Origin of the sequence: Psychrobacter sp. CAM01 (assembly GCF_032842965.1) — a bacterium.
GTDB lineage: Bacteria > Pseudomonadota > Gammaproteobacteria > Pseudomonadales > Moraxellaceae > Psychrobacter > Psychrobacter celer.
Genome location: NZ_JAWJBL010000001.1, coordinates 92,123 through 117,100, shown reverse-complemented (window position 1 = coordinate 117,100; position 24,978 = coordinate 92,123). Strand labels below are relative to the sequence as shown.

At 48.4% G+C, this 24,978-nt stretch carries 19 protein-coding genes; 13 read left to right on the top strand and 6 right to left on the bottom strand.

What is annotated here, in order from left to right; genetic code table 11:
• The first annotated feature begins 18 nt into the window (after nucleotides 1-18).
• Entirely contained in the window at nucleotides 19-513 is a 495-nt protein-coding gene (locus R0I52_RS00580) for a phosphate-starvation-inducible protein PsiE (RefSeq protein ID WP_410524018.1), read from the top strand.
• Nucleotides 514-739: 226 nt separating this feature from the next.
• On the opposite strand, the gene R0I52_RS00575 is transcribed toward R0I52_RS00580, so the two are convergent.
• From R0I52_RS00575 to R0I52_RS00560, 4 genes are all read right to left on the bottom strand, one after another.
• Nucleotides 740-2,188 carry a di-heme oxidoredictase family protein gene (locus R0I52_RS00575; protein ID WP_317052707.1) on the bottom strand — a complete coding sequence of 483 codons (1,449 nt, stop codon included), beginning with the start codon at nucleotides 2,186-2,188 and terminating at the stop codon, nucleotides 740-742.
• Nucleotides 2,189-2,211: 23 nt separating this feature from the next.
• Nucleotides 2,212-3,948, bottom strand: coding sequence for a chromosome condensation regulator RCC1 (locus R0I52_RS00570; protein WP_317052706.1), 1,737 nt, complete (start codon nucleotides 3,946-3,948; stop codon nucleotides 2,212-2,214).
• A 317-nt stretch (nucleotides 3,949-4,265) separates the two neighbouring features.
• On the bottom strand, nucleotides 4,266-5,480 hold the full coding sequence (corA, locus tag R0I52_RS00565; RefSeq protein WP_075101502.1) for a magnesium/cobalt transporter CorA: 1,215 nt from the start codon (nucleotides 5,478-5,480) through the stop codon (nucleotides 4,266-4,268).
• A gap of 55 nt (nucleotides 5,481-5,535) precedes the next feature.
• Nucleotides 5,536-5,925: a DUF2237 domain-containing protein gene (locus R0I52_RS00560; protein ID WP_317052705.1), complete on the bottom strand. Its 390-nt coding sequence runs from the start codon at nucleotides 5,923-5,925 to the stop codon at nucleotides 5,536-5,538.
• Nucleotides 5,926-6,424: 499 nt separating this feature from the next.
• On the opposite strand from R0I52_RS00560, the gene R0I52_RS00555 reads away from it, so the two are divergent.
• The 12 genes from R0I52_RS00555 to R0I52_RS00500 all read left to right on the top strand — a co-directional run bounded on the left by R0I52_RS00555 (nucleotide 6,425) and on the right by R0I52_RS00500 (nucleotide 22,548).
• Nucleotides 6,425-7,732, top strand: coding sequence for an ATP phosphoribosyltransferase regulatory subunit (locus R0I52_RS00555; protein WP_317052704.1), 1,308 nt, complete (start codon nucleotides 6,425-6,427; stop codon nucleotides 7,730-7,732).
• 201 nt (nucleotides 7,733-7,933) lie between these two features.
• Complete coding sequence (locus tag R0I52_RS00550; RefSeq protein WP_075101505.1) at nucleotides 7,934-9,223, top strand: adenylosuccinate synthase; 1,290 nt, start codon at nucleotides 7,934-7,936, stop codon at nucleotides 9,221-9,223.
• A 365-nt stretch (nucleotides 9,224-9,588) separates the two neighbouring features.
• Nucleotides 9,589-10,020 (top strand): nucleoside-diphosphate kinase, encoded by a 432-nt coding sequence (ndk, locus tag R0I52_RS00545; protein WP_100749128.1) that lies wholly within the window; start codon nucleotides 9,589-9,591, stop codon nucleotides 10,018-10,020.
• A gap of 372 nt (nucleotides 10,021-10,392) precedes the next feature.
• Nucleotides 10,393-11,628, top strand: coding sequence for a 23S rRNA (adenine(2503)-C(2))-methyltransferase RlmN (gene rlmN / locus R0I52_RS00540; RefSeq protein ID WP_317052703.1), 1,236 nt, complete (start codon nucleotides 10,393-10,395; stop codon nucleotides 11,626-11,628).
• A gap of 106 nt (nucleotides 11,629-11,734) precedes the next feature.
• Nucleotides 11,735-12,685 carry a type IV pilus biogenesis/stability protein PilW gene (pilW, locus tag R0I52_RS00535; RefSeq protein WP_317052702.1) on the top strand — a complete coding sequence of 317 codons (951 nt, stop codon included), beginning with the start codon at nucleotides 11,735-11,737 and terminating at the stop codon, nucleotides 12,683-12,685.
• Complete coding sequence (locus R0I52_RS00530) at nucleotides 12,676-13,491, top strand: helix-turn-helix domain-containing protein (RefSeq protein ID WP_256713736.1); 816 nt, start codon at nucleotides 12,676-12,678, stop codon at nucleotides 13,489-13,491. The genes pilW and R0I52_RS00530 overlap by 10 nt, the downstream gene beginning before the upstream one ends.
• 84 nt (nucleotides 13,492-13,575) lie before the next feature.
• The gene (gene ispG, locus R0I52_RS00525; protein WP_317052701.1) at nucleotides 13,576-14,691 is read left to right on the top strand and encodes a flavodoxin-dependent (E)-4-hydroxy-3-methylbut-2-enyl-diphosphate synthase; all 1,116 of its coding nucleotides are present in this window, start codon (nucleotides 13,576-13,578) and stop codon (nucleotides 14,689-14,691) included.
• Between the two features lie 79 nt (nucleotides 14,692-14,770).
• A complete protein-coding gene (gene hisS, locus R0I52_RS00520; protein WP_100749132.1) occupies nucleotides 14,771-16,060 on the top strand; it encodes a histidine--tRNA ligase in 1,290 nt (429 codons plus the stop codon).
• A gap of 130 nt (nucleotides 16,061-16,190) precedes the next feature.
• A complete protein-coding gene (locus R0I52_RS00515) occupies nucleotides 16,191-16,952 on the top strand; it encodes a YfgM family protein (protein ID WP_317052700.1) in 762 nt (253 codons plus the stop codon).
• 272 nt (nucleotides 16,953-17,224) lie between these two features.
• Nucleotides 17,225-18,433 (top strand): outer membrane protein assembly factor BamB, encoded by a 1,209-nt coding sequence (bamB, locus tag R0I52_RS00510; RefSeq protein WP_410524017.1) that lies wholly within the window; start codon nucleotides 17,225-17,227, stop codon nucleotides 18,431-18,433.
• A 425-nt stretch (nucleotides 18,434-18,858) separates the two neighbouring features.
• Entirely contained in the window at nucleotides 18,859-20,280 is a 1,422-nt protein-coding gene (gene der, locus R0I52_RS00505) for a ribosome biogenesis GTPase Der (protein WP_075101512.1), read from the top strand.
• 321 nt (nucleotides 20,281-20,601) lie between these two features.
• The gene (locus R0I52_RS00500) at nucleotides 20,602-22,548 is read left to right on the top strand and encodes a HAMP domain-containing sensor histidine kinase (RefSeq protein ID WP_317052698.1); all 1,947 of its coding nucleotides are present in this window, start codon (nucleotides 20,602-20,604) and stop codon (nucleotides 22,546-22,548) included.
• A 177-nt stretch (nucleotides 22,549-22,725) separates the two neighbouring features.
• Here R0I52_RS00500 and R0I52_RS00495 read toward each other — a convergent pair whose 3' ends face one another.
• Both R0I52_RS00495 and R0I52_RS00490 read right to left on the bottom strand, forming a co-directional pair.
• Nucleotides 22,726-23,892, bottom strand: a complete 1,167-nt coding sequence (locus R0I52_RS00495; protein ID WP_317052697.1) for a D-alanyl-D-alanine carboxypeptidase family protein — start codon at nucleotides 23,890-23,892, stop codon at nucleotides 22,726-22,728.
• A gap of 581 nt (nucleotides 23,893-24,473) precedes the next feature.
• Nucleotides 24,474-24,908, bottom strand: a complete 435-nt coding sequence (locus tag R0I52_RS00490; RefSeq protein WP_317052696.1) for an MCR_0457 family protein — start codon at nucleotides 24,906-24,908, stop codon at nucleotides 24,474-24,476.
• Between the last annotated feature and the right edge of the window lie 70 nt (nucleotides 24,909-24,978).

The window sequence follows — 24,978 nt, the reverse complement described above, 5'->3', positions numbered from 1 at the left end:
ACGCATTCGCTGGGGTCAATGATGGGCATACATGAGCGCTTGCAGTATATTGGCCGTGAGTTTGTCGATATTTGCCACTACATTATCTTGTTTTTGATCAGTGTGGTGGTGGTTTGGACCGCGGGTAAAGAGTTTTTGGTGATTTTTCAAAAGGGCTCCGCAGATCTAAAAGATATCTTACTGTTGTTTATTTATCTTGAGCTGCTAGCGATGATTGGTATTTACTTTAAGACCCATCGTCTGCCCGTGCAGTTTTTGATATTTATCGCCATTACTGCCTTGTCACGACATCTGGTGGTGGACGTACAGGCCGTCTCTGACAACTTTCATTTGTGGCTATTGGCGACGATTTCGTTTGCCATTATGGTGCTTAGCGCCTCGATTGTCATCTTGACTTGGACGGCCAAAATGTTTGGTCGCCCTGAGGATTATCTGGACGATCATCAAAGCATTAGCCCTGAGCATCATTTGCCAAGCTATAGTGTGAAGAGTGTTAAGCGCCGCGATGATTAAGTGATTTGTCATTGAGAGTGCGTTTAATCTACGGGTTGGGTGTGGTGTCTATGCTTAGGGATTGATGACAGACTATTGATACTTTTATAAATGATACTTTTAAAAAAAAGAGGGCGACTATGGCAGTGGCCCGCTTTTTTTTGCGTGTTATATATTTTGAAAAAAATCGATACGTTGGTCGCATGATATCGGTTTTTATAACCTACAGTCTAACCTCTATGGCCGGCTAAATACCATTTAAAAAGGTCATTAACGTCTGCTGCTCGGTGGTAGAGAGTTGGCTAAAGCGTGTTTTTGCGCCTTGTGCTTCACCGCCATGCCACAGTATCGCATCGCTCAAGCTGCTGGCACGCCCATCATGCAAAAACCGCGCTTGAGGATCGCGGGCCACGATGCCGATACCCCATAATGGTGGCGTGCGCCACTCATAGCTCTCTGCGTTCTTTTCTTTTACGCCATCATCTAGCCCCGCGCCCATATCATGTAGCAGCAAGTCGGTATAAGGGTAGATGGTTTGCTGTGATAGAAGCGGGAAGCGCGCACTGTCGCCAGTTTTTTGTTTGGGCGTATGACAGCTGGCACAGCCCACTTGAGCAAACAGTTTGGCACCTGCATTAAAAGTCGGCAAGTCATCTATTCGCCGTTCAGGTACGGCAAGCGCTGTCATAAAGTCAGTCACCGCATCCAGACTGCTGTCTGAGACTTCAGGAGTGCCGCCGCTGGGTGCCGTCCAGCAAATCGGCTGATTGACCGTGCAGTTGGGTGCCATAAACACCGAGGTTGTCAAGCCCATATCTTGTGACATGGCATTGGCGTTTTGGGTGCGTAGGCTGACGTTGATGGCTTTCCAGCCAAAGCGTCCAACGCGCTGCTGCTGATCATCATCGACCCAATGGACGCGGCCGCTGATACCGTCATTGTCGCTATCGTCAGGGTCGGCCGCTGCGATTATATCTGCTTCAGGGATAAGATCCAGCAAGCCCATACCGACCAGTTGCGGCGAGATGCGCCCGCTGATGGCAGTTTTTCCTAACGGCTGATTGGGATCGGTGGGAGTGAAATCAAAGGCCACTCCAGCAGGTTTGCCGTTTTGACTGGCCGTGGCGGTATAGTGCATGTGGCCTTCGGTGGCGATACTGGGGTCGATGCTCTGGTGCTGCAGTTGCTCACCGTAGTAAGCGTGCGCCGCGCCTTGCTTATCACCTAAGCGAAACAAAATCGCATCGGTGAGCTGACCGTTGGCAGCATAGACAGGCTTGCGGCCATCTGCACTGTGGCACTGGGTACAGGCATTGGCATTAAGCAGTGGCCCCACACCGTCGAACAGCGCGCGGCCCTCGCCAGCAGGTGTCCACTCTGTGATAAACAGCTCACGCCCAGGCGATACGCCGCCCAGTGCGCTGCTTGGCAGGTTTGGCATGATCTGCAAAAAAGGCTGTGCGACACTGCCGGCGATCGTCGCGTTGCCACCTGCTGGCTGCCAGTCGCTATCGACAGTGGGATGATCAGGTGTGGTCGGCGGACTTGGAAGGTTTGGCTGAGTGCTGCTTGTGTTATCCGAGCCGCCACAGGCGCTAAGCAGCGCCATCGTCACGCCAAGCGCCGTGCTTTTTATGACATAAGAGGATAAAGACAGGGGGCGGGTGCTGCCTGCCGGTGTTGATAATAAAAACATGGTATGACCTAAAAGTATATTGACTATAGTTGGCTTGGTAGTGTCACTGGTATCGGGTTGTTGTACATCCACACATGGGCGGTGTCGGCATTGCCCAGCGAGCCTTCAAAGCTCCAGCCCCATGTAAATAACTGCTCGGCTTTTGCAGCATCCTCATTTACGGCATCATCGTCTTGGATTTGCGGTTTTTGATGAGCGATCAGGTGCATAGCGCCCATGGCCATATTGTCGATATCTTTTAGGCTAGGCAGTTTGTTGGTTGGCTCATCTAAATCATGGTAAATGGTCTTGCCAGCACCGTTTGTTTCGCCAAACATACCCCATGCGTATAGGACGCCATTGGTCGAGGCGATGCTGTCACTTGCAGCATTGGTGGCGGTGCTATTGGTCGCGACGTCGTCAATCAGCGCGTAGCTGGCATTGCCATTGGCATAGACACGGCGCACGTCTTTGTCGGTAAACCAAGGCAGTTTGGTTGGGGTGGTGATGATATTTGCCCACGCATTTGGGGTGCCTTGATAGGTTTCACCGTTATAGCCCAGTTGGCTTGCGGCATTTAATCCCCAGCCGTAGACCGCCTCTTTATTGGTCAAAGCCAAGATGTGATCTCTACCAGCGGCCAGCTGTGTGACTTTTTCTGTGCTTAGCGCGGCTTCTGTGCTTGGCATGACGTCATCTTTGGCTGGCGCAGTCTGATCTGTCGTACTATTTCCTAGTACGTTGATACGTACGGGCGTAGCGTTTATGTTGGTGCAGTCATTAGCCAGCGTACAGGCGGCTCCCTTGCCAAGGTTGGCATAGGCATCGCTGCCCCAACCCCAGACTTGACCTTTATCATCTAATGCATAAGAGCTATTGGCGCTAGCGACCACCTGAACGATATGGCCAGCTTCTGCCGCCGAAAAATCTACCTTGACAGGGGTACTGCTATCGCGGCTGGTATTATTTCCAAGTTGGCCTTGGCCATTGGCCCCAAAAGCCCAAACGCTACCGTCTTTGGTCAAAACTAAATTGTGCTTATAGCCTGCAGCGACCATGACGGCGTCTTCGATACCGTCGATGGCGCTGATATCTAAACGGCAGTCTGCCGTTTTGCTGCAGTCATGACGACCACTATCACCGCGGCCGAGCTGTCCGTATTTGTCTTCGCCCCAGCTATACACCTGACCATTTTGTGCGATGGCAAGCGAATGGTTTTGATTAAAGCTGATGGACATCACATCTTTGGGTGCGCTGCGCATTAGCATCGGCGTGACTGGGTGGCCCATCACGTCAGTGAGTTTTGTGGTCAGCCCCAGCCCTGTTTGACCATAGTTATTGCGTCCCCAGCCATATAGCTGACCGTCACGTAGGGCGGCGGTATGCGAGCCACCGGCCGCGATGGTATCGCCTAGATAGAGAGTTTTGACCTTGCGCATGATGTTGCCGGCATTATCCGTGGCCTCTAGGACAATGCGGTTGCTACCGAGGCTCAATAAAATACGATCGTCAAAGTAACCTTCGGCATCTAGCGTTAGCGCTTGGGCTGGTTGTCCGTTATGCGAGTAGGTGAGCGATTTGACGCCGCTGCTGTCTTGAACTTGCCCTGAGACAAAAACGGCCGCGACGGCGCTATAGCCGTTGCTAAAGTTACTATCGGTGATGATGAGTGGCGGCGCCCCATCTATGATCGTGGTGTGATCAGAGTCATCACCGCATGCTGTCAAAGTTAAAATAGCAGCAGTACAAGCGGCGATCGGGGTAAGATGGGATAAACGCATAAAAACCTCAATAGGTATAAAATAATAGATATAAAATGACAATACCGCCCCGTACAAATGCTACGCGTGTAGTATTTGTCGTGCTGGCTGATAATGTAGCGAAATAAGGATAACGGTAAGAGTGCGGCAATAATAACTAAGAATAATATTACAAATAATAATCATTATCAATCAATAATAAAAAACAGCACCGTGAACGATGCTGTTTTTCCTCTGGTATGGTAGGCGTGAGCCAAATACCAAAGCCTAGCTTTATTGAGTTTTGTGTGGGGCGTTTTGTGTTTTTTGACCAAAAAAATGACGTTAGCGTACAGCCGTTATAACCATTTGAGGCGTTTAAAGTTGTAATACAAATAGCCGCACAGTGAGCCGATGATCACCATGATAACCAGATATGAGTACTGCCAGTGCAGCTCAGGCATAAAGTCAAAGTTCATACCGTAGATACCAGCGATGGCCGTTGGTACCGCTAAAATCCCTGCCCACGCGGCGAGCTTACGTACCACCTCGTTTTGTCCCATATTGACCATGGCCATATAGGTGTTCATTACCACGCTTAGCATCTCATTGAGGCCGTTGATGGCGTCTAACGAGTGCAGCAAGTGGTCATTGACGTCACGAAAGTAGGGCTTGGCCGCTTGCGAAAATCCAGAGACCAGCTCGCTTTTTTTGTGATTGATAAAAAAGCTACAGATGTCTTGCACCGGTAAGATAATCGCCCGCATGTGTACCAGCTGTGATTTGAGTTCGTAGAGGTTTTTGAGCGTGCCCTTATCAAACTCATAGGTAAATACGTAACGCTCTTGCTCACGCAGATAACGTCCCAAACGATCGGTAATCGGCATATAGTTATCCACGATAAAATCGAGAATCGCGTGCAAGACAAATATCGGCCCCATTCTGAGTTTTTCTGGGCGGCGATGGCAGTGCTCGCGGACAGGTGCGTAGGAGTTGGATGGACCATTGCGAATGGTGATTAAATAGTTTTTGCCCATAAATATCGCCGTGGTGCCGTAGCGAATGACGTTGTCTTCAAGCTTGGCGGTACGTAAGACCACAAACACCATGTCGTTGTCGTAATTTTCGACTTTGGCGCGCTGATGGTCGGCAAAGGCATCCTCGATGGCAAGTTCGTGCAGACCAAAGGCTTCTTTGACTTTGACCATGGTCTGGAGACTGGGGTCATACAAACCCAGCCAGATAAACTGGCCATTGTTACTCAGCGCCCGGCTGACATCATTTAGCGCCACTTTATCGAGGTTTTCACCGGTCTTACGAGAGTAGGCGTAGCAATTGACGACCTCATCCTCACTGGATAGATCGATATCTTCATAGCGCTCAGAGTCAGGGTCATAGACCGTCATGGTCTCGATGGTGTCTTCTCTGGTGGCATCGGCATCGCCGTAGATATAGCTATCATCATTATCGAGATACAAATGCTCATCATTCATATCCGCATAAAGACGGTTGATGTCGGAGTTAGGTTCAATACGTGCGGTTTTTTTGAGCAATTGATCGTTATTGTGGTCCATACCCCCTCCCGTGATAAAGTAAAAAATGTCTCACAAATAAAACGCTGCGCCGTCATTAAAGCGCATGGTTTTTTAAAGTCTCAATATCGACCAAGCTCAGCAGGCTTTCGTGACAGGCTTCGAGCTTGATCGGCGGGGCGATATCGAAGTCCAAGGCCTCGACCCAGCGCAGCGCACAGATGCACCAGTAGTCGCCAGGTTTTAATCCAGCAAAACCATACTCAGGCAGAGGCGTGATCAAGTCATTGCCGCGACTGGCAGAAAAATTCAAAAACTCGCTGGTCATCTTGGCGCAGACGGTATGCTGGCCGACATCATGACTGCCAGTATGACAAAAACCATTGCGATAATAGCCGGTAATCGGGTCAAAACAGCAGCTAGCAAGCGCCGTCCCTAAGACGTTGGTTTGGTTGATGGCTGGGTTTGGGTGGTAATCAGATGACATAAGGCTTCCGAGATAAAAATATGTGTTAGTGTAACATGAGTCTGTCTGCATGGCGCTGTTCTTGCTGGGGTAGTTCGCGCACGTTTTTGTCAAGTAATGCAAGCGCATAGCGGCTATTTCACGGACGCTATTTGTTCAATACGAGCAGATAGCCGTCGCCGTAGCTACTGATGCTCATGATGCCATGGACGATAATTAGATAGTAATTGTGCCCAATTGTCACTAGGCGAACCTTGAGTGCTATGCTACACTAAAGCATAAAGTGCCTTGATTATTTATCTCTGTTTATTAGCGCATAAAGATACTCGTCTTATCATCCTAAATTATACTTATTACTCACCCTGTTGCGGTTACCTAGTTTGTTTATAAATAATTGGGTCAATGATGTTGTGTGTTAAAAACACAACGATACGATGTCAATGCCCTTATAAATACAACCTTTTAGTACCGCATCAGTACCGCGTTTTTTGGTAAGCGATACGCCAAACAAGGATTTATTGTGTCTGTCAGTTCTGATTCTGCAAAACCTGCCCAGTTAAATGCAACAAAAAACGCGGCCACTCAGCCTGCCGATAGCGTTGCTAAATCCAATAGTATGCCCTACCTAAACCACTTTGCCAGCGACGTGGCCAACAGTTGGCTGTTGCCTGATGGCGTGGTGGATGTGTTGTTTGAAGACGCGCATAAGCAAGAGGTGCTCAGGTTTCAATTGACGCAGCAGCTGATCACTCATGGCTATCAGTTGGTCAACCCGCCGATGATTGAGTTTACTGAGTCACTGTTAAGTGATGCCTCAGAGGATTTGAAACGTCAGACGTTCAAGATCATCGATCAGCTGACGGGTCGTTTGATGGGCTTGCGTGCCGATATTACTCCGCAGATTTTGCGTATCGATGCGCATCACGGCGGTACAGGTATTGCGCGTTACTGCTATGCAGGTGATGTGATTCACACCTTGCCGTCAGGATTGTTTGGTTCGCGTACGCCTTTGCAATTAGGCGCTGAGATATTTGGCTGCGCAGATTTGGCAGCCGATATCGAGCTGATTGATGTCTTGTTTGGGATGGTCAATACACTAGATATGAGCGCGGCGCTGCATATTGACTTGGGTCATGTGGCGATATTTAAGCGTTTGGCTGAGATGGCGGCGCTATCTGACAGCGACGCTGAGCAATTGATGCATTTATATGCCAACAAAAACCTACCAGAGCTCAAGCGCGTCTGCCAAGCATTGCCGATAGGCGATGACTTCTATGCCTTAGCGCGTTTTGGTCACGATATCGATAATTTGCTGACCAAGCTCTCTACTGCCGCACAGCAAGATGAACAGATATCTACGGCTATCGATGAGCTACAGCGCCTAAAAACGCACCTAAAAACGCAGTGGCAGTGTCCGGTGAGTGTCGATGTGACTGAGCTATCAGGCTATCACTATCATACTGGCATTGTCTTTAATGGCTATATCAATAGCGAGACTCAGCCGCTGGTACGCGGCGGGCGTTTTGATGGTATGCAAAGCGGTGGCCATCTGTCCGCCAGCCAGCCACGCGAAGCCACAGGCTTTAGTATGGATGTCAGCCGTTTGCTGGCGCACACGCAGCTTGAGGCGCCGAGTATCGTGCTGATCGATTATCAAGCCGCCACTCAAGCAAGCCCTGAGCAGCGACAAACCTTGCTCCAGCAGGCCACCAGCTTACGCGAGCAGGGCTACCGTGTCACCATGCCGCTAAACGCGGACGATCGTCCCGATGGCGTGACACATCGTTTGGGTTTTGCTGACAATCAATGGCAACTACAAACCATCTAGCTTAACTAGATTCAGTTTGGCTGACTTATAGGTACATTTACAGTGGCATCGCCGCTTGGATAAAGATTTTAAGATAAAACATACTTGGTTTGGCGCGGCAATGATAAGCGCGCTGAGCGCAAGCATCAAACACTGCTAACATCACGTTAGTTTTGCAACCGTTATTGCACACACCTCAATACATAAAGGTAAGGATTGATCATGGGTAAGAATGTCGTAGTTTTGGGTAGCCAATGGGGCGATGAAGGTAAGGGTAAAATCGTTGATTTACTTACCGAAAAAGCCTCAGCCGTTGCTCGTTTTCAAGGCGGTCACAACGCTGGGCACACACTGGTTGTCGATGGCAAAACCACCGTCCTACATTTGATCCCATCTGGTATCTTGCGCGAAGGCGTCACCTGCTTCATCGGTAACGGTGTGGTACTAGCGCCAGACGCCCTACTAAAAGAGATAAAAGATCTAGAAGCCAACAACGTACCGGTACGTGAGCGTCTACGTATCTCGCCAAACTGCCCACTAATCATGCCATATCACGTAGCGCTTGACCAAGCACGCGAAGCCAAACGCGGTACAGGCAAAATCGGTACCACAGGTCGCGGCATCGGTCCTGCGTATGAGGACAAAGTGGCTCGCCGTGCCATCAAGCTTGCTGACTTGTTCCGTGATGATTTAGAAGAAAAACTACGTAACCTAATCGAATATCACAACTTCCAACTGACGCAGTATTATAAAGTCGATGCCATCGATTTTGATGAGACCTTTAAGCTGTGCCAAGAGTGGCGCGAAGAGATCAAAGGCATGGTTACTGATGTGACCGAAGACCTCAACCAATTGCGCCTTTCTGGCAAAAACCTAATGTTTGAAGGTGCACAAGGTACGCTACTTGATATCGACCACGGTACCTATCCGTTTGTCACCAGCTCAAGCGTCACAGCAGGCGGCGTATCGACTGGTACGGGTATCGGCCCATTGTACCTAGATTATGTACTTGGTATCACCAAAGCCTACACCACGCGCGTTGGTAGTGGCCCATTCCCAACAGAATTGTTTGATGATGTGGGTGCCCACTTAGCCAAAGTCGGCCATGAGTTTGGCGCGACCACTGGCCGCGCGCGTCGCTGCGGCTGGTTTGATGCCGAGGCATTACGCCGTGCGGTGGTATTGAACTCTATGTCAGGTATCTGCTTGACCAAGCTTGACGTCCTAGATGGTCTTGAAGAGTTGCTAATCGGTGTGGGTTACAACCTCCCTGAGACAGAATGTGCTGGCGCGCACGACGCAGAGTTTTATGAGTCTGTCACACCGAAGTACGAAACGATGGAAGGTTGGAGCGAGTCTACCGTTGGTATTACCAACTATGACGACCTACCAGAAAACGCCAAAAAATACATCAAACGTATCGAAGCATTGATTGGCTGCCCAGTAGATATCATCTCAACCGGCCCTGACCGCGAAGAGACCATCGTACTTCGTGACCCGTATGATGCTTAGTACTTACTATAAGTCTTGGTGTTATAAGCACTAACTGGCTTGTAGTATTAATCAAGTAGTATTCATCAAATAGCATCAATTAAAAGGACCCCAGTGCTGAGCATTGGGGTTCTTTTTGGTCAATGTGATGACCGTATTAATAATTAGCGGATCATAAATTTACTTTTATGCAAGGTGCGGTCATAAATTAACCCTATCATTTATAGCCTCAATCATTATAATAGGCAACAATCCTATGTTGACGCTCGTGTTTTGCTATCGATAAATCATGAGTTATCCGCTTCGTCGACATGGCGGCCAACGTTAAAACAAAGCATCTATCCCTTTACTTTTACCAAACTGACCCCCTATTAGGAGTTTTTTTTATGGCTAACGAACGTACTTTATCTATCATCAAGCCTGATGCCGTCGCTGGCAACAATATCGGCGCTATTTATAGCCGTTTTGAAGAAGCGGGTTTAAAAATCGTTGCTGCAAAAATGTTGCATCTTGATGACAAAAAAGCAGGCGGTTTTTACGCTGAGCATGCCGAGCGTCCATTTTATAATGCTTTGGTCTCATTCATGACTTCAGGCCCTGTCGTTGTTTCCGTATTAGAAGGCGAAAACGCCATTGCTAAGCACCGTGAAATCATGGGCGCAACCAACCCAGCCGACGCTGCCGAAGGCACTATCCGTGCTGACTTTGCCAGCAGCATCGACGAAAACGCGGTTCATGGTTCAGATTCAGCTGAGTCAGCAGCACGTGAAATCAGCTACTTCTTCAATGATGATGAAGTATGTGCACGTACGCGCTAAGAGCAGCCAGTTATTGATAGCAGCCGAGAGGTTGGTTATGAATAATTTGTGTCGTAAGACGGCTTATATCTGATGGGTATAAGCCGTTTTAGCTATTTTGGTTTGTCTGTTTTTTCGCTGTCTTTGTGTTATTGAAATTTTTTATTATTAGCCTCATTATTGTCTTTATCTAGCATTATCAATCCTTTATCAGTATAGTTACTCATTTTTTGTGCTTGTCGCTATGTATGATTGGCATGAGTACAAGAGCCGCTGCACTCATAATGGATTGCTAATGGCCATATTTGCCATAAGGCGTATGGAGAGCAACACTCATCGCTTATATCAACAATTGCCACGCTTAATTTAGCTGATGCAAAAAGGTTACCTATTATGTCCACTGTTCAATCTCCGATCCAGCATGTCCCTGCCACCTCCAAAGCCAGTATCAAGCTGGTCGATGAAGCGCAGGCCAAGACCAATCTTTTGGGGATGACCCAAGCACAATTGGCTGACTATTTTAAGAGCCTTGGCGAAAAGCCATTTCGCGCGACGCAGGTGATGAAATGGATATATCAGCACGGGGTGACAGATTTTGAGCAGATGACCAATCTGAGCAAGTCACTGCGCGATAAATTGTCGCTGAATGCCTGCGTGACTCCGCCTAAGGTTATTCATCGTCAGTACAGTGATGATGGTACGCGTAAATGGGTGTTTGAAGTGACGGGTGGCTCGCTGGTGGAGACGGTATTGATTCCGGCGGATGATAATAAATCAAATGGCCGCAAAACCTTGTGTATCTCTTCGCAAGTCGGCTGCGCGCTCGACTGTAGTTTTTGTAGTACCGGTAAGCAAGGCTTTGAGCGCGATCTGACGGCGGCTGAGATCATCGGGCAGCTGTGGGTGGCCAATGCTTCCTACATGAGCGATGACAATGACAGCTTGGAGGCTGTCGATCATAGCGTTTGGGAAAACCATGTCACCAACGTGGTGATGATGGGTATGGGTGAGCCTTTATTAAACTACAAGCCTGTGATCGGCTCGATGGAGGTTATGCTCAGCGACCATGCTTATGGTCTTTCAAAGCGCCGCGTGACATTATCGACTTCAGGCGTGGTACCCAAGATGTATCAGCTGGCACAAGATCTCGATGTGGCATTGGCGATATCCTTGCACGCGCCCAATGATGAGCTGCGTGATGAGCTGGTGCCTATCAATAAAAAATACCCATTAAGTGAGCTGATCGCCGCGGCAAAAAACTACGTGTATGATGTTAATCCGCGCCACAAAAAACACGTTACCATTGAGTATGTCATGCTTGATGGCGTCAATGACAGCGATGAGCATGCGCGGCAGTTGGTGGCGTTGTTGGATGGCCTGCCAAGTAAGATTAATTTGATACCGTTTAATCCGTTTCCGCATGCACCATATGACAAATCAAGCAACAACCGCATCCATGCGTTTAGCAATATCTTAAGTGACGCTGGGTTTGTGTGTACCATTCGTCAAACGCGCGGCGACGATATCGATGCGGCTTGCGGTCAGCTGGTCGGGCAGGTCGCCGATCGTACTCGTCGTTCAGCGGCATGGCAGCAAAGCATCAAAGCGCGTGAAAACGCTGAGTTGTGATTCATCATACAATTAATCACAACTAAATTGTACTTATGGGGGCTAAATCTATTAAACTGATGCTTCGATTATCGAACGCATTGAATCCAGTTTTATGATGGCGGCTATGATGACTTCTAAAAATTCTTGTCAAAATAAGTATCAAAGCGTGTGTTTTTTGACTGACAAACTATGGATGACAGCCACGTTGCCAGTCGTGGCGCAGACGGCAGTGACGTCCAAACGGCTACTGCTTGGGATGGTGATGGCGGGGCTGTTTTTGACGGGGTGTCAAAGCACGCCAACCGATGATTTATTGGGGGATACCCCTTATCAGACGTCGACGCGGCCGAGCAATGATCGCAACTTGGATCAACAAGAAATTGCACGCGTACGCACCTCGCTTGCGGCGCAATATATCCGCAAAAACGAGCTTGATACCGCTCAACGTCAACTCGAAAAAGCCTTCGCTGCCGATAGCCGTTACGCGCCAGCCTATGATATGATGGGCGTTTTGCTGCAGCAAGAGGGCAGCCGTATCAATCTGCAAAAAGCCGATCAGTACTTTAAAAAAGCCATCGCGCTTGATAAAGACTTTGAGCAAGCTCACAATAACTATGGCGTGTATTTGTCGCAAATGAAACGCTATAAAGAGGCGGCTGAGCAGTTTGAGATTGCAGGGGCGGCGCTTGGCTACGAAGGTCGTATCGGCGCGCTGGAAAACCTAGGCCGTATCTATCTACAGATGGGCGACCGTACTGCTGCGGCCAAAGCGTTTTTGCGCGCACTGGATGGCAACCGCAATAGCATTATCGCCCATATCGAATTGGTGGATTTATTGCTTGAGCAGCAGCGGGTGGCCCAAGCACAAAAACTTTATGATGAGACACTGATCTTGGTACAAGGGCAAGGTATCAGCCCGCGCTTGCTACTGCAAGGCATCAAACTTGCGGCGGCTCAAAACAATATAACCACACGCCAGCAATTGGCACAGCAGCTTTTATCCGCTTATCCACTAAGTGATGAAGCAAAACAACTTAAGACTTGGCTTAACAATCCAGAGGCACCATGGAAATGACCACCCCATCATCAAACACTCAATCAAACACTCAGGGATCATTTGGTGCCATGTTGCAGCAAGCCCGCAAAACAAAGCAAGTCAGTCTAGAAGAGGCCGCCGCCGAGCTGTTTATTTTAAAGCGTCACCTAAAAGCCTTAGAAGACGAGAATTTTGCAGATTTGCCGCAAGCCGCGTTTGCTCGTGGTTTTGCTATCAACTATGCCAAGTTTTTGGGGTTGGACCCTGTAAAGATCGCCAGTAGCTTTGATGCCGCCTATCCCAATGAGCTAAAACCGTATTCAGTCAACAACATTGATACACCGCTGCGCCCGATGGGCACCTTGCAGCGCGACACTCACAACCGTATTCGTTTCAATCCGTTACTGATTATCGCGGTCATTGGCGTTATTATCTTAGCGATTTTTTTATTTCGCATGGTCAGTAATGCCAGCAAAGAAAATACCCAAGCACCGACCAACGCTGTCGAAGACATCTCGGCACTCGAGCAGGCTCAAGGCGCTGCTATCGATAGCGAGACGGGCGTGGGTGCCGCAGGCTCTGCACTTAACATAGGCGCGGCGAGCAGTACCGCGACGCTAGAGGTGATGTTGAGCGACGAGGCGGTGGTGGTGATTACTGATGCGTCGGGGAGCAATCTGATGAACGGCGCTCAAAGCACGGGTAGCTATAAGTTGTCTGGCATGCCGCCATTTAATGTACAGATCGATAATGTCGATAATGTCAGCTTAATGCTCAACCAAGAGGCGGTGGCATTAGAGGCGTACGCCACTGATAAGCAAGCCAGTTTTGAGCTTGCGCCATAAGTGGGCAAAAGCATAACGCCGCATTGTTAGGTATTATTGTCAGGGTTTATTTTTATTTTTTTGCTTTAACCAAAGGGTTTGTCTATGTCAACGTCAGCGCCTATTAACCGTCGTCTTACCAAAAAAATATATGTCGGTGATGTCGCGATTGGGGGTGATGCACCGATTAGTGTGCAAAGCATGACCAACACCGAGACTTGTGATGTGGCCGCGACGGTCGCACAAATCGAGCGCTGCGTAGAAGCAGGCGCTGATCTGATGCGCGTCTCGACCCCGACGATGGACACCGTAAAAGCCTTTGCCGAAATCCGTAAGCAGGTCAGCGTGCCGCTCGTCGCTGATGTGCATTTTGATCATAAGATTGCTTTGGCAGTGGCCGAAGCAGGCGCTGATTGTTTGCGTATCAACCCAGGTAATATCGGTAGTGATGCCAAAGTACGTGAAGTGGTTGCCTGCGCCAAGCATCACAATATCCCGATTCGTATCGGTGTCAACGCAGGCTCGCTAGAAAAAGACATCCAGCGAAAGTATAAAGAGCCGACGGGTGAGGCGATGCTAGAGTCCGCGATGCGCCATATTGATATTTTGGAGCGTCTCAACTTTGATCAGTATAAAGTCTCAGTCAAAGCCAGTAATGTGTTTTTGACATTAGAGGCGTATCGTCTGCTCTCAGCCCAAATTGACAACCCGCTGCATCTAGGCGTGACCGAAGCTGGTGTCTATCGCACCGGCGCGGTCAAATCTGCCATTGCATTAGGGGGGCTGCTCCTAGACGGCATCGGCGATACCATTCGTATCTCTCTAGCGGCAGAGCCTGAAGAAGAAATCAAAATCGGCTTTGATATTTTAAAGTCGCTAAATATCCGCTCAAACGGTGTCAATTTTATTGCTTGTCCTAGTTGCTCGCGTCAAGAGTTTGATGTGATCAAAGTGATGACAACGCTAGAGTCGCGCCTCGAGGATATTCGTGAGCCGATGGATCTGTCAGTGATTGGCTGTAAAGTAAATGGCCCAGGAGAGGCCAAAGAAGCCGATATCGGTGTCGTCGGTGCTGCGCCAAAGTCATTGGTCTACCGTATGGGCGAAAAAAGCCATTTGATCAATACCGAAAACCTAGTCGATGAGATTGAAAGTATGGTGCGCGCCCATGCTGAAGACTTGGCAAAAAAGCGCGAAAATGAGATTATTCGCGTAAAATAAATACCAGTAGCGCTGTCGCTGTTTTTAGGTTAACTATATAAAAAAGAACTTGTGAGAAATTTAAGGATATGACCGTACCATGATCAAAGCTATCAAAGGGTTTAATGATATTTTGCCTACCCAATCGGCAAAATGGCTACAATTAGAAGCGATATTGGCGGATGTGCTGGGTAGGTACGGTTATGAGCATATTCGTCTGCCTATCGTCGAGCAGACTGACTTGTTTGCCCGTGCTATTGGCGGGGCCACCGACATCGTCGAAAAAGAGATGTATAGCTTTGCCGATAAATCTGAGCCGCCCACTCCTTTGACCTTGCGCCCAGAGGGCACCGCAGGCGCGGTAAGGGCTGTGATCGAGCACAATCTACTGCGCGGTGATACGCCCAAACTATGGTACATCGGCCCCATGTTTCGCTATGAGCGCCCGCAAAAAGGCCGCTATCGTCAGTTTCATCAATTAGGGGTCGAAAGCTTCGGTAGTGCGCTGCCCGATGCCGATGCTGAGCTGATCGCGATGACGCATCTGATGTGGCAAGCGCTGGGTCTCAAAGACGAGATGCGCTTGCAACTAAACAGCTTGGGTGAAATCGACGAGCGCCATGCTTATCGTGAGGCCCTAGTCGCTTATCTAACCGACAAACAAGATCAGCTTGACGAAGACAGCAAGCGCCGTCTGACGACCAACCCGCTACGTATCTTAGACAGCAAAGAGGCGAGTACGCAAGCGTTATTGGCAGAAGCGCCAAAGCTGGCTGAGTTTTTGGGTACGGAGAGCATGGCGCACTTTGAGCAAGTGCAGGCATACTTGACCGCGCTTGGTATCGATTTTGAGATCAATCCGCATCTGGTACGCGGTCTGGATTATTACAATAAGACCGTCTTTGAATGGGTGACAGACAAGCTAGGTAGCCAAGCCACCGTCTGTGCAGGTGGTCGTTATGATGGTTTGATTGGTCAGCTAAAGTCTGTCGGTACCGACGGCAGTAAACCTGCTAAGTCTGAGCCTGCCGTTGGATTTGCCATGGGGCTTGAGCGTTTATTATTGTTACTAGAGGCGGTCGCGCCGATGGCAGACGTTTCGGCCTGCGATGTCTTTGTGGTCGCTCATCCAGAAGTCTATAGCGCGGGTATCAAGTATGCCCAAAACCTACGTTATGAGCGTCCAGATATCCGAGTCAAGATGGCAAGTGCCACCAGTCTAAAAGCGCAAATGAAAAAGGCGGATAAATCAGGGGCCGCGCTCACGGTGATCATTGCTCAGCAAGAGCTCGATGACAATCTGGTGAGTATCAAAGACATGCAGACAGGCGAGCAGCGTAGTGTCTCGCAAGACTGGCTATCGAATGCAGACAATTTTTCGCGCCAATGATGAATGGGTCGATCGATTAGTCGATCAATTAATAGATCGATAACGGCTTTCGCCTCAGTATTTTTATAACACTTTTATTAGGTAATCCTTTATGGCTTTGACACCCAATTCGCCAAATCCAGACAATTCCATGGACGCGTTAAAGCAGTATGGCAGTTATATCGTCACTGCGATTTTATTGGCATTGGCCGCTTATTTTGGTTGGACATATTGGCAAAATAACCATGCGCGCGTCGATACAGTCGCAGCAGATCACTACGCGGATATCCAACGGCTCAACGAAGAAATCAGTCTGGCGGCGCAAAACCCAGATTTGGAAGCTGAGGCGCAAGAAGCGCTGGCACAAAGCCGTACACAACTTGATAAAGATATCGACGCATTGGTTGCCGCCCACGGCGAGTCAGTCTATGCGTGGCAAGCACTGATGATAAAAGCCCGTCATCAAGTGGATAGTGACGAATTTACCGCCGCGGCAAACACCCTGAAGCAAGCATTGGCCATTGACTTGGGCGATGCTGGCCTAAGCGCCATCACCCGTCTACGTTATGCCAACACGCTACTGGCAGCAGGCGATGCTGAGGGCGCATTGGCAGAAGCCAAACAGGACATGCCAAGCTCATTTGAAGCCAGTCAACAAGAGTTGCTAGGCGATATCTATCTGGCACAAAACGATAAAGATTTGGCCATCAACGCTTACAATAATGCGTGGGAGCTGTTACGTGAGCGTCAAGAAATGCGTGCAGTATTGGCATTGAAGATGGAGAGCTTGGGGGTAATGCCTGAGCCTATCGAGGCGCAAGCCAGTCTGATCCAAGAGCCTGTTGTACCAGCGCCTGCGATATCTGAGCCGCGACCAGTGGTAGAGAGCGCACCGGCCGAAGTTACACAGTAGTGGTATTGTATTAGGCGCTATTAACGAATAATAGCGCTGATGTTTTATCAGTACCCTAGGCAGTACCAACAGAATTCTATATGCTAGATTGGCGGCCAGTGGGCTGATCGTGAGAGCAGAGCTGATAAGAGGCTGTTATCTATTAAAAAATTTATAACAGTCACCGAGATAATTAAAACCAAGCAACACTGTGAGCAGATCATTGATGGATGAGCCACAGACTGACCGCCCAATCCACTAATTCATAATAATTTTTGTAGTGAGAACCTATGATGACTCAATCCATTCGCTCGAGCAACATGTCAACCGCCAATATTATCAAAAAGACAGTCATGCATGTGGCCGTACTGGCAGTAATGAGCACTGCAGTGATTGGGTGTAATCGCGGTATCAAGCCTGTCGTCAATGATCCTGTCGATTTGGTGCAAATCGCAGAGCCGGTCACTGTGCTACAGCCTGTCTTTAGCGCAGACGTTGGCAATAAAAAAGCCAGCAAAAAAGATCCTTTGGCGCTACAAGTTGGCTATGCCAATGGTCAAATGGTCGTAGCCTCACGCGGTGGCGACTTGATAGGGTTTGATAATGCAGGCGAGCGTCTGTGGTCAGTCAATGTCGGTGATCAAATCACCGGCGGCGTGACAGTAGATGCTTTGAGCCAAACGGCAATCATTAGCACACGCGGCGGTCAGGTGATGGCGTTTGATAGTACAACGGGTGCCAAACGCTGGCAGCAGCAGCTATCAGGGTCGGTATTGACGCCGGCTTTGGTCAGTAATAATCGTGTGATTTTGTCAGCGAATGATGGGTTTTTGTACGGCTTATCTCTACAAACCGGCCAGTCCGTATGGCAGTTTGCCACCCAAGTGCCTGCCATCAGTGTACGTGGTAGCGCCGCACCAACCTTACTCGACAGCAAGACTGCGCTGCTGGCGACCGCAGATGGCCGACTGCATGCGGTGACGGTTGATAGTGGTCTGCCGCAGTGGTCGAGACGCGTCGGTGTCGGTATGGGCAGCAGCGAAGTTGAGCGTATGAGCGATGTCGATGGCACGCCTATCGTTGATCAAAACCAGCTGTTTGCGATCAGCTATAGTGGTCAGCTATTAGGTATTGATTTGGCCTCGCGTCAGGTTTTATTTGTCAATGAGCTTGCCAGCCTCAAGTCCCTTGCTGTCAATAATCAGCAAGTCATCGCCACCAGCCTAGATGGTAAAGTGGTCGCGTATGATCGCAGCAATGGCGAGATGCTCTGGGAGAGCGATGAGCTGGCATATCGTCACTTGACCAATCCTGTGATGATTGGTGATTATATCGCGGTCGGTGATTTAGAAGGTGTGGTGCATTTGTTCAACCCTGCCAATGGTCAAATCATCAGCCGTGTACAGACCAAAGGGGCATTGACCAACTTGCAAGTACAAGGAAGTCGTTTGCTAACGCAGAGCGCTACAGGTCAAGTGGCTATCTGGCAGCTGATGCGTTAAGTATCATAGGCTGTGCCGCGCGGCAGCTGATGAGTCGTGATATTATTATCAGTCAGTCATTGGCTATCAGACTTGCGGTTTGACATCACGATCACTACTATTATCACTCACGCTGCTAGGTCAGCGTTTTGTGCTTGGTTGTAAACTGCTTGTTTAAACGCAGGCTTTCGCGTACTCTATGCGACCGATATGCGGTAGGTTTACCATATAGACGCCATCATTTGATAGATCCGATAAAATGATGTCTGAGAGATATAATCATCACTGTAGGCTTGCTTACTATAGAGTCGATGTTATAGGGTTGATGAGTGTATCTGCTGTCGTTTTATCATTTATATTAATTTGCGGTCACGTACAACAATATTTGCGACTATGATTTTAGTCGCTGTACGGTCTGCCATTGTGCCTTTCACTGAGAGTAACCCATGAGTATCAAGCCTGTGGTCGCCTTAATTGGTCGTCCAAACGTCGGTAAATCCACCTTATTTAACCAGTTTACAAAAAGTCGGCAGGCATTGGTTGCTGATATGTCGGGGCTGACGCGTGACCGTCAGTACGGCGATGCTACCTACGAAAACAAATCGTTCATCGTTGTCGATACGGGCGGTATCGGTGAGGCAGACGATGGCAGTGGCAATATCGATGACTATATGTCTGAGCAATCGCACACAGCGATCCATGAGGCAGATATCATCGTGTTTGTGGTGGATGCGCGGTCTGGAATGATTGGTGCTGATGCTGAGATTGGTAAGTTTTTGCATACATTGGGTAAGCCTGTCTATGTGGTCGCCAACAAAGTCGATGGCGTCCATGATGCCGCGCCTGCGGAGTTTTATGCGCTTGGTTTGGGCGAGCCGTATCCGATGGCTGCCAGCCACGGCCGCGGTGTCGGTAACTTGCTAGAAGTGCTGACCGCTGATATGCCTGAGCAAGAAAACGTCGTCGAACCAAATGGCTTAAAACTTGCCATTATCGGTCGTCCAAATGTCGGCAAATCAACCTTGGTCAACCGTTTGCTTGGCGAAGATAGGGTGGTGGTGTTTGATATGCCAGGCACCACGCGCGACAGTATTTATATTCCTTATAAACGAGATGGTAAGGATTATGTCCTTATCGACACCGCAGGCGTGCGCCGCCGCGGCAAAATCGATGAAAAAGTAGAAAAATTCTCCGTTATCAAGACCCTACAAGCCATCGAAGACTCCAACGTGACGGTGATTGTCATCGATGCGCAAGAAGGCATCGTCGATCAAGACTTGCATATGATAGGCTATGCGCTCGATGCAGGCCGGGCGCTGGTGGTCGCGATAAACAAATGGGATGGCCTCAGCCAAGACCAAAAAGACTATATCAAGCTTGAGATGGATCGCCGCTTTAGCTTTATTCCTTTTGTGAAAGTGCACCTGATCTCAGCGCTACATGGTACCGGCGTGGGCAACTTATACCCGTCGATTTTGCGCGCTTATCAGTCATCTATGTTTGAGGTATCGACCAATCGCTTGACGCAGATATTGCAAGACGCTGTGACAGCCAACCCACCACCGACCGTCGCAGGTCGCCGTATCAAGTTGCGTTATGCGCATATCGGTGGTCACAACCCACCGGTCATCGTCATTCACGGTAACCAAACCAGTGCGCTACCGAAGAGCTATCAGCGTTACCTTGAAAACCAATTTCGTCAAGTCTTTAAGCTTGAAGGCACACCGCTGAATGTCATCTTTCGACAAAATGACAACCCTTATGCCAATAAAAGCGACACGCCGACGAAAGCAAAAGCGCAGCAGCTACGCCAACGTGAGCGCAATCGGGCAAAAAAATTCACCACCAAAGACAAAAAACCTCGCTAACTTGCTAATGGCTAACTTGTCAATGGTAAGGGCACGCACCAGTCGCTTTATGATGTCGCTTGTAGCGTTGGCATGATAAGGCGGCATAGTGCTGCGCCGCTGTTTTTATCCTCACCTCGTTGTATATAGCCAATCCAATATAAAATTGGCACACTTTATGCCAGTAGGACGGTACCTATTTTAGAGTAGGTGAACGATACTACAAAAGGCAGTGTGTCGATGTTGACACGACTTGCCCAAAAATATCTGCATGTTTGTCTTATCACTTCTGCAAAATACCTGTAGTATGAATAAAAAGTTGTCCTGGCTTTGTTGAGTGATATGAACAGCCCTCGATCTCGCACCATTCCTATGCTTATCTGGCGCTCTGTCGTACAGGCCATTACGCTGGCTGTGTTGGCAGGGTTTGTATTATCTTTTGTCTATGGCCTGACTTATCATTACAAAGAAACGCATCGGCATATAGATCAGCTTGCCGCGGTATTGACCGCCAGCGCCTCGACAGCAGAAGGGGCAGATATCGTAGCGGAGCAAGTTGCCTTTTTATTAGAAAACGAGCCAAGTATTCAGAGTATTTTATTTTACTCAACCCCTCAGCCTATCAGCGATACCCATCAATCTAGAGGCGACTGGAAAAATGCCCTGTTTGCCGATACGGTCAGCTTTAATTACCCAGTCGTCAGTAATGATTTGCAACCAGACAGTCTCACTATTCCCGCTACGCCCTCTGATGCTGATGGTTTACCGCGCCAGTCGTCAGGCGCGGCGGCGCCCTCAAGCACCACAAAAAATGCCAATAGTACGCTGGTCGGTTATATTAATATCACCTTAGATGTCAATAAACTGCGCGCAAGTTGGTTTCAAAGCAATGCTTTATTGTGGCTGATTACGATTTTGCTGGCTGTGGTCTGGGCGCTGTATATCTTACGTAAGCTCAACTGGCCGATTAGGGATGTGGACGCGCTCACTGAAGTATGCGACATCATCATTAGGACGCCTGAGCTGGAAAAATTGCCCGTTATCGCTCAGCATTTTAATTTTCAGGAGCTGGCGCAAATTAAGCAAGCTTTGATTGTACTGTTTAAACGCTTGCAAGACGTCAAACAAGACTATGAAGCGGTGGCGATCTTTGAACAGCAGCTACACAGCAAGGATGTATCGCTCGATGTGCAGCTGCATAATTTTCAGAGCATGATAACTCACGAGCTAAAAACCTCATTAAATGCCATTGTCGGCGGTTTACAGCTGCTAGATTATGAAACGTTGAGCCGAGAGCAAAAAGACGCGGTCGATATCATCAGTAGTGGCAGTGATAAGCTGGTGTCTTCGCTTGAGCATATCATTCAGTTGAATCAGATACAAAAAGGTCAGATGACCATTCATCTTAGTGAGTTTAACCCACTACAGCTGATCGCTGATCTGTTGGCAGAGTTTGAGCCTGTCGCTAAACGTAAGGGCTTAGAGCTGATTAGCCAAGTGCATCATATAGATTATGGCCTACAAGGTGATGTAAAAAAGATACAGCAAATACTCTCGATTTTGCTAAGTAACGCCATTAAGTTTACCTCAGCGGGGCAGGTCATCATTACTTCGCAGCTCACGCATTTTGATAAAAGTAATCGCTGGCAGATTAGCGTAAAAGACACGGGCATCGGCATCGATAACAATCACATCGACGATATTTTTAATCCGTTTTTTCAGGTAGACTCATCACAAACGCGGCAATACGAAGGCTCAGGGATAGGCTTGCCCGTCGTCAAACAAATGGCCCAGCTGATGGGAGCGAGCATCAATGTCGATAGTGCGCTGGGCGTCGGTACAGAGTTTGTCTTGACCATTCCACTACCCAACCAGCAGCAAGTTCATCAGCAGCAAGTGCTGGCGGGGCTGAGTATTATTTACTATTATTATCATGAAGCGGGATTTTTGGTGGAAGAGCTTGAGCGGTTGGGCGCGCAGGTGAGCTGCCATCAGCATGATCAGCTGGCGCTAGATGAGATACGTCACAAAAAAATCGACATAGTGATGTTTGCAGAGGACGTGTATCCAGCGAGGGCAGAGGCATTGGCCACCCGTATTCGTCAGATAGAAAACACTGATATCACCCATCGGGCGCTATTGATATACTGGTATCCAAAACACCACGTGCGCAGTTTAGAGAGCTTTGAGCATGGGCTAAAAGCCGCTGGTGTCGACTATTGCCACATGGTGACGTATAGTGATAAAGGATTGAGTGATTTGATAAAACGCTGGCTCGTTTGGACATGATATGTCGAGATGACTTATATGGCGAGATGACTTTGATAAGACATACTTGATAGCTTGGATATCATAAACCTTGCCATTACCACAAGCTTTGATACAACAAGCCTTGATTTTATGCAAACAAAAAAAGACGCTCCGATAGATGAGCGTCTTTTTTTGTATATAAGTTATGACAAGTGCTTAAAAAAAGCTTTGTACCCAGCGAACCACACGCTGCCAAGTGCGGCTCAAAAATCCTGATTGTTCGATGTCACTGGTGGCAATAATAGGCACGGATGCCACTGCTTTGCCGTCGATGACCGCCATCATTTTACCGATCTTCTGTCCTTTTTTAATGGGAGCTTCTAAGCTTTCGGGGATGTCGACCACGGTGGTGATTTTGTTTTTTTGTGTCTTGCTGGTCAGTATTTGCAAGTTATCGCCTGTGACCAGCTCAATTTCGTCAGTTTCGCCAAACCAGACAGGTACCTTACTGACAAACTGCCCAGCAGGTGCTTTGGTGACGGTGGTAAAGTGCCCAAAACCCCAGTTGAGCAGCTCGCGCGACTGGTCGGCACGGGCTTGTGGGCTTTCGGTGCCCATGATCACAGAAATCAGACGCATGCCATCACGTTTGCTCGAGGCGGCCAAGCAGTAGCCTGCAGCGTCTGTGTGACCTGTTTTTAGACCGTCGACCGTGGGGTCAGTCGCTAGTAGGGCGTTGCGGTTGCCTTGAGTGATGCCATTGTAGGTAAACTCTTTTTCGGCATACAAGCCATAGTAGTCGCCGCTGTTTTTGATGATGGCACGCGATAGCTTGGCCAAGTCCAGCGCTGAGGCCCTATGGCCTTCGTCAGGCATACCTGTCGAGTTGACAAAATGGGTGTTTTCCATGCCCAGCTTTTCTGCCTGCTCATTCATCAAGATGGCAAACGAGGCTTCGCTACCAGCGATATGCTCTGCCATGGCTTTTGAAGCATCATTACCAGATTGAATGATGATGCCGCGCAGCATGTCGAGGACACTGGCGGTTTTGTTGACAGGGACGTACATACAAGACTGACTGCTACTGCCGCGGCACCACGCATTTGGGCTCATCAGCACCTGATCATCTTCTTTTAGGTCGCCTGAGGCGAGGCGCTGCTCGATGATATAGCTGGTCATCATTTTTGTCAAAGATGCTGGCGGTAGCGCTTCATTGGCGTTTTTTTGTGCCAAGATTTCACCAGTGTTGTAGTCCATTAATACATAGGCGGTATTGTCCATCTCGGGTGGCTGAATGGCGGCATTTGCCATCATCGCACTCATAGAAACACTTACACCAACGACCAGCTGTACCAGCTGATTTTTTACACGCTTTACTGTCATATATCGTTACACCGCATCATAAAACCAAATGTATCTGCCGCTTGCGACTCGCCCCAAACCTCGGTCATTTTTTCGTATGTCTTAAATATTATATTTAAAAACAAAGGATTAATGATGGTGGTGACGATGGTGCGACAGACATAAAATTAACGGCTTATCTTAGCAAAATGATAACCGATGGGGAATCGATAACTGCAAAAAATAAGGCCGCACCAAAAATAAAAAGCCCTGCTTATCTCTATGATCGCTTGTCGCGTTTATCACATAACTCAGGCTACTTTCACCTATTTATAAGGTATCTTAAAAAACAAACCCAGCGCAATCTTTGATTGCAAAAAAGCCTGCTGCATGGCCCATCTTCTGTCAGGGCAATACAGCAAGCTTTTAGGTCATCTATCACTCGTCAGAAAAACATTAAAAATCTTGACGCTTTGTCTCGCTCTGGACGCTCGCTTGTGTCGTTTTTTATTGTCGTTGATGATCAATATTATTTTGGCGTCAAAAGCGCAGTGGTGCGTTTTTGTTTATTTTTTTAAATCGTCTGTTTTCTCATGCTTATCATCAGTGGTGATGAGGGGGTACTAGTATTCAGCATTGGCCAAATCTTCGCACAGCGCTCGGTTGTCTTGCTTAGAAAACCCCATCGTCCAGCTACGGATGCCTTGGAGAATTTGGCGATAGTCTTGCTGCGTTGATAGGTATTGAATCGCCGCTTTGGGATCTTCTAGTGACGGCATCAGCTCGTGCAACTGCACGTTATAAGACTTATAAAAACGCTGTTTTTGCGTGCCATTTAGCATCGGCGGGCAAATCTCTGAAAGTACTTGCATCACGGCAATTTCATGCTTGGTGATGTTGATGCCAGACATGTCTAAAGGAATGGTCGTCGCAGCATTGTTTGCCGCATAGGAGGCTTGAGACAGCATGGCAACAGACGTTATCAGTCCTGCAAGACCTACCTTGGACGCGGTCTTCGCTAGCACAGAAGCTATAGATAATATCGATTGATTTTTCATTCTGTATTACACTCGCTTATCTTTATTTAATGGTCATATGTTAATGGGTAAAAAAACAAAAGTCACATAA

What these genes read in the sequence shown, in the direction of transcription:
- R0I52_RS00580 (WP_410524018.1), top strand. Translation starts at nt 19, where the DNA reads ATGATGGGCATACATGAGCGCTTGCAGTATATTGGCCGTGAGTTTGTC.
- R0I52_RS00575 (WP_317052707.1), bottom strand. Translation starts at nt 2,188, where the DNA reads ATGTTTTTATTATCAACACCGGCAGGCAGCACCCGCCCCCTGTCTTTA.
- R0I52_RS00570 (WP_317052706.1), bottom strand. Translation starts at nt 3,948, where the DNA reads ATGCGTTTATCCCATCTTACCCCGATCGCCGCTTGTACTGCTGCTATT.
- corA (WP_075101502.1), bottom strand. Translation starts at nt 5,480, where the DNA reads ATGGACCACAATAACGATCAATTGCTCAAAAAAACCGCACGTATTGAA.
- R0I52_RS00560 (WP_317052705.1), bottom strand. Translation starts at nt 5,925, where the DNA reads ATGTCATCTGATTACCACCCAAACCCAGCCATCAACCAAACCAACGTC.
- R0I52_RS00550 (WP_075101505.1), top strand. Translation starts at nt 7,934, where the DNA reads ATGGGTAAGAATGTCGTAGTTTTGGGTAGCCAATGGGGCGATGAAGGT.
- ndk (WP_100749128.1), top strand. Translation starts at nt 9,589, where the DNA reads ATGGCTAACGAACGTACTTTATCTATCATCAAGCCTGATGCCGTCGCT.
- rlmN (WP_317052703.1), top strand. Translation starts at nt 10,393, where the DNA reads ATGTCCACTGTTCAATCTCCGATCCAGCATGTCCCTGCCACCTCCAAA.
- pilW (WP_317052702.1), top strand. Translation starts at nt 11,735, where the DNA reads ATGATGACTTCTAAAAATTCTTGTCAAAATAAGTATCAAAGCGTGTGT.
- R0I52_RS00530 (WP_256713736.1), top strand. Translation starts at nt 12,676, where the DNA reads ATGGAAATGACCACCCCATCATCAAACACTCAATCAAACACTCAGGGA.
- ispG (WP_317052701.1), top strand. Translation starts at nt 13,576, where the DNA reads ATGTCAACGTCAGCGCCTATTAACCGTCGTCTTACCAAAAAAATATAT.
- hisS (WP_100749132.1), top strand. Translation starts at nt 14,771, where the DNA reads ATGATCAAAGCTATCAAAGGGTTTAATGATATTTTGCCTACCCAATCG.
- R0I52_RS00515 (WP_317052700.1), top strand. Translation starts at nt 16,191, where the DNA reads ATGGACGCGTTAAAGCAGTATGGCAGTTATATCGTCACTGCGATTTTA.
- bamB (WP_410524017.1), top strand. Translation starts at nt 17,225, where the DNA reads ATGACTCAATCCATTCGCTCGAGCAACATGTCAACCGCCAATATTATC.
- der (WP_075101512.1), top strand. Translation starts at nt 18,859, where the DNA reads ATGAGTATCAAGCCTGTGGTCGCCTTAATTGGTCGTCCAAACGTCGGT.
- R0I52_RS00500 (WP_317052698.1), top strand. Translation starts at nt 20,602, where the DNA reads ATGAACAGCCCTCGATCTCGCACCATTCCTATGCTTATCTGGCGCTCT.
- R0I52_RS00495 (WP_317052697.1), bottom strand. Translation starts at nt 23,892, where the DNA reads ATGACAGTAAAGCGTGTAAAAAATCAGCTGGTACAGCTGGTCGTTGGT.
- R0I52_RS00490 (WP_317052696.1), bottom strand. Translation starts at nt 24,908, where the DNA reads ATGAAAAATCAATCGATATTATCTATAGCTTCTGTGCTAGCGAAGACC.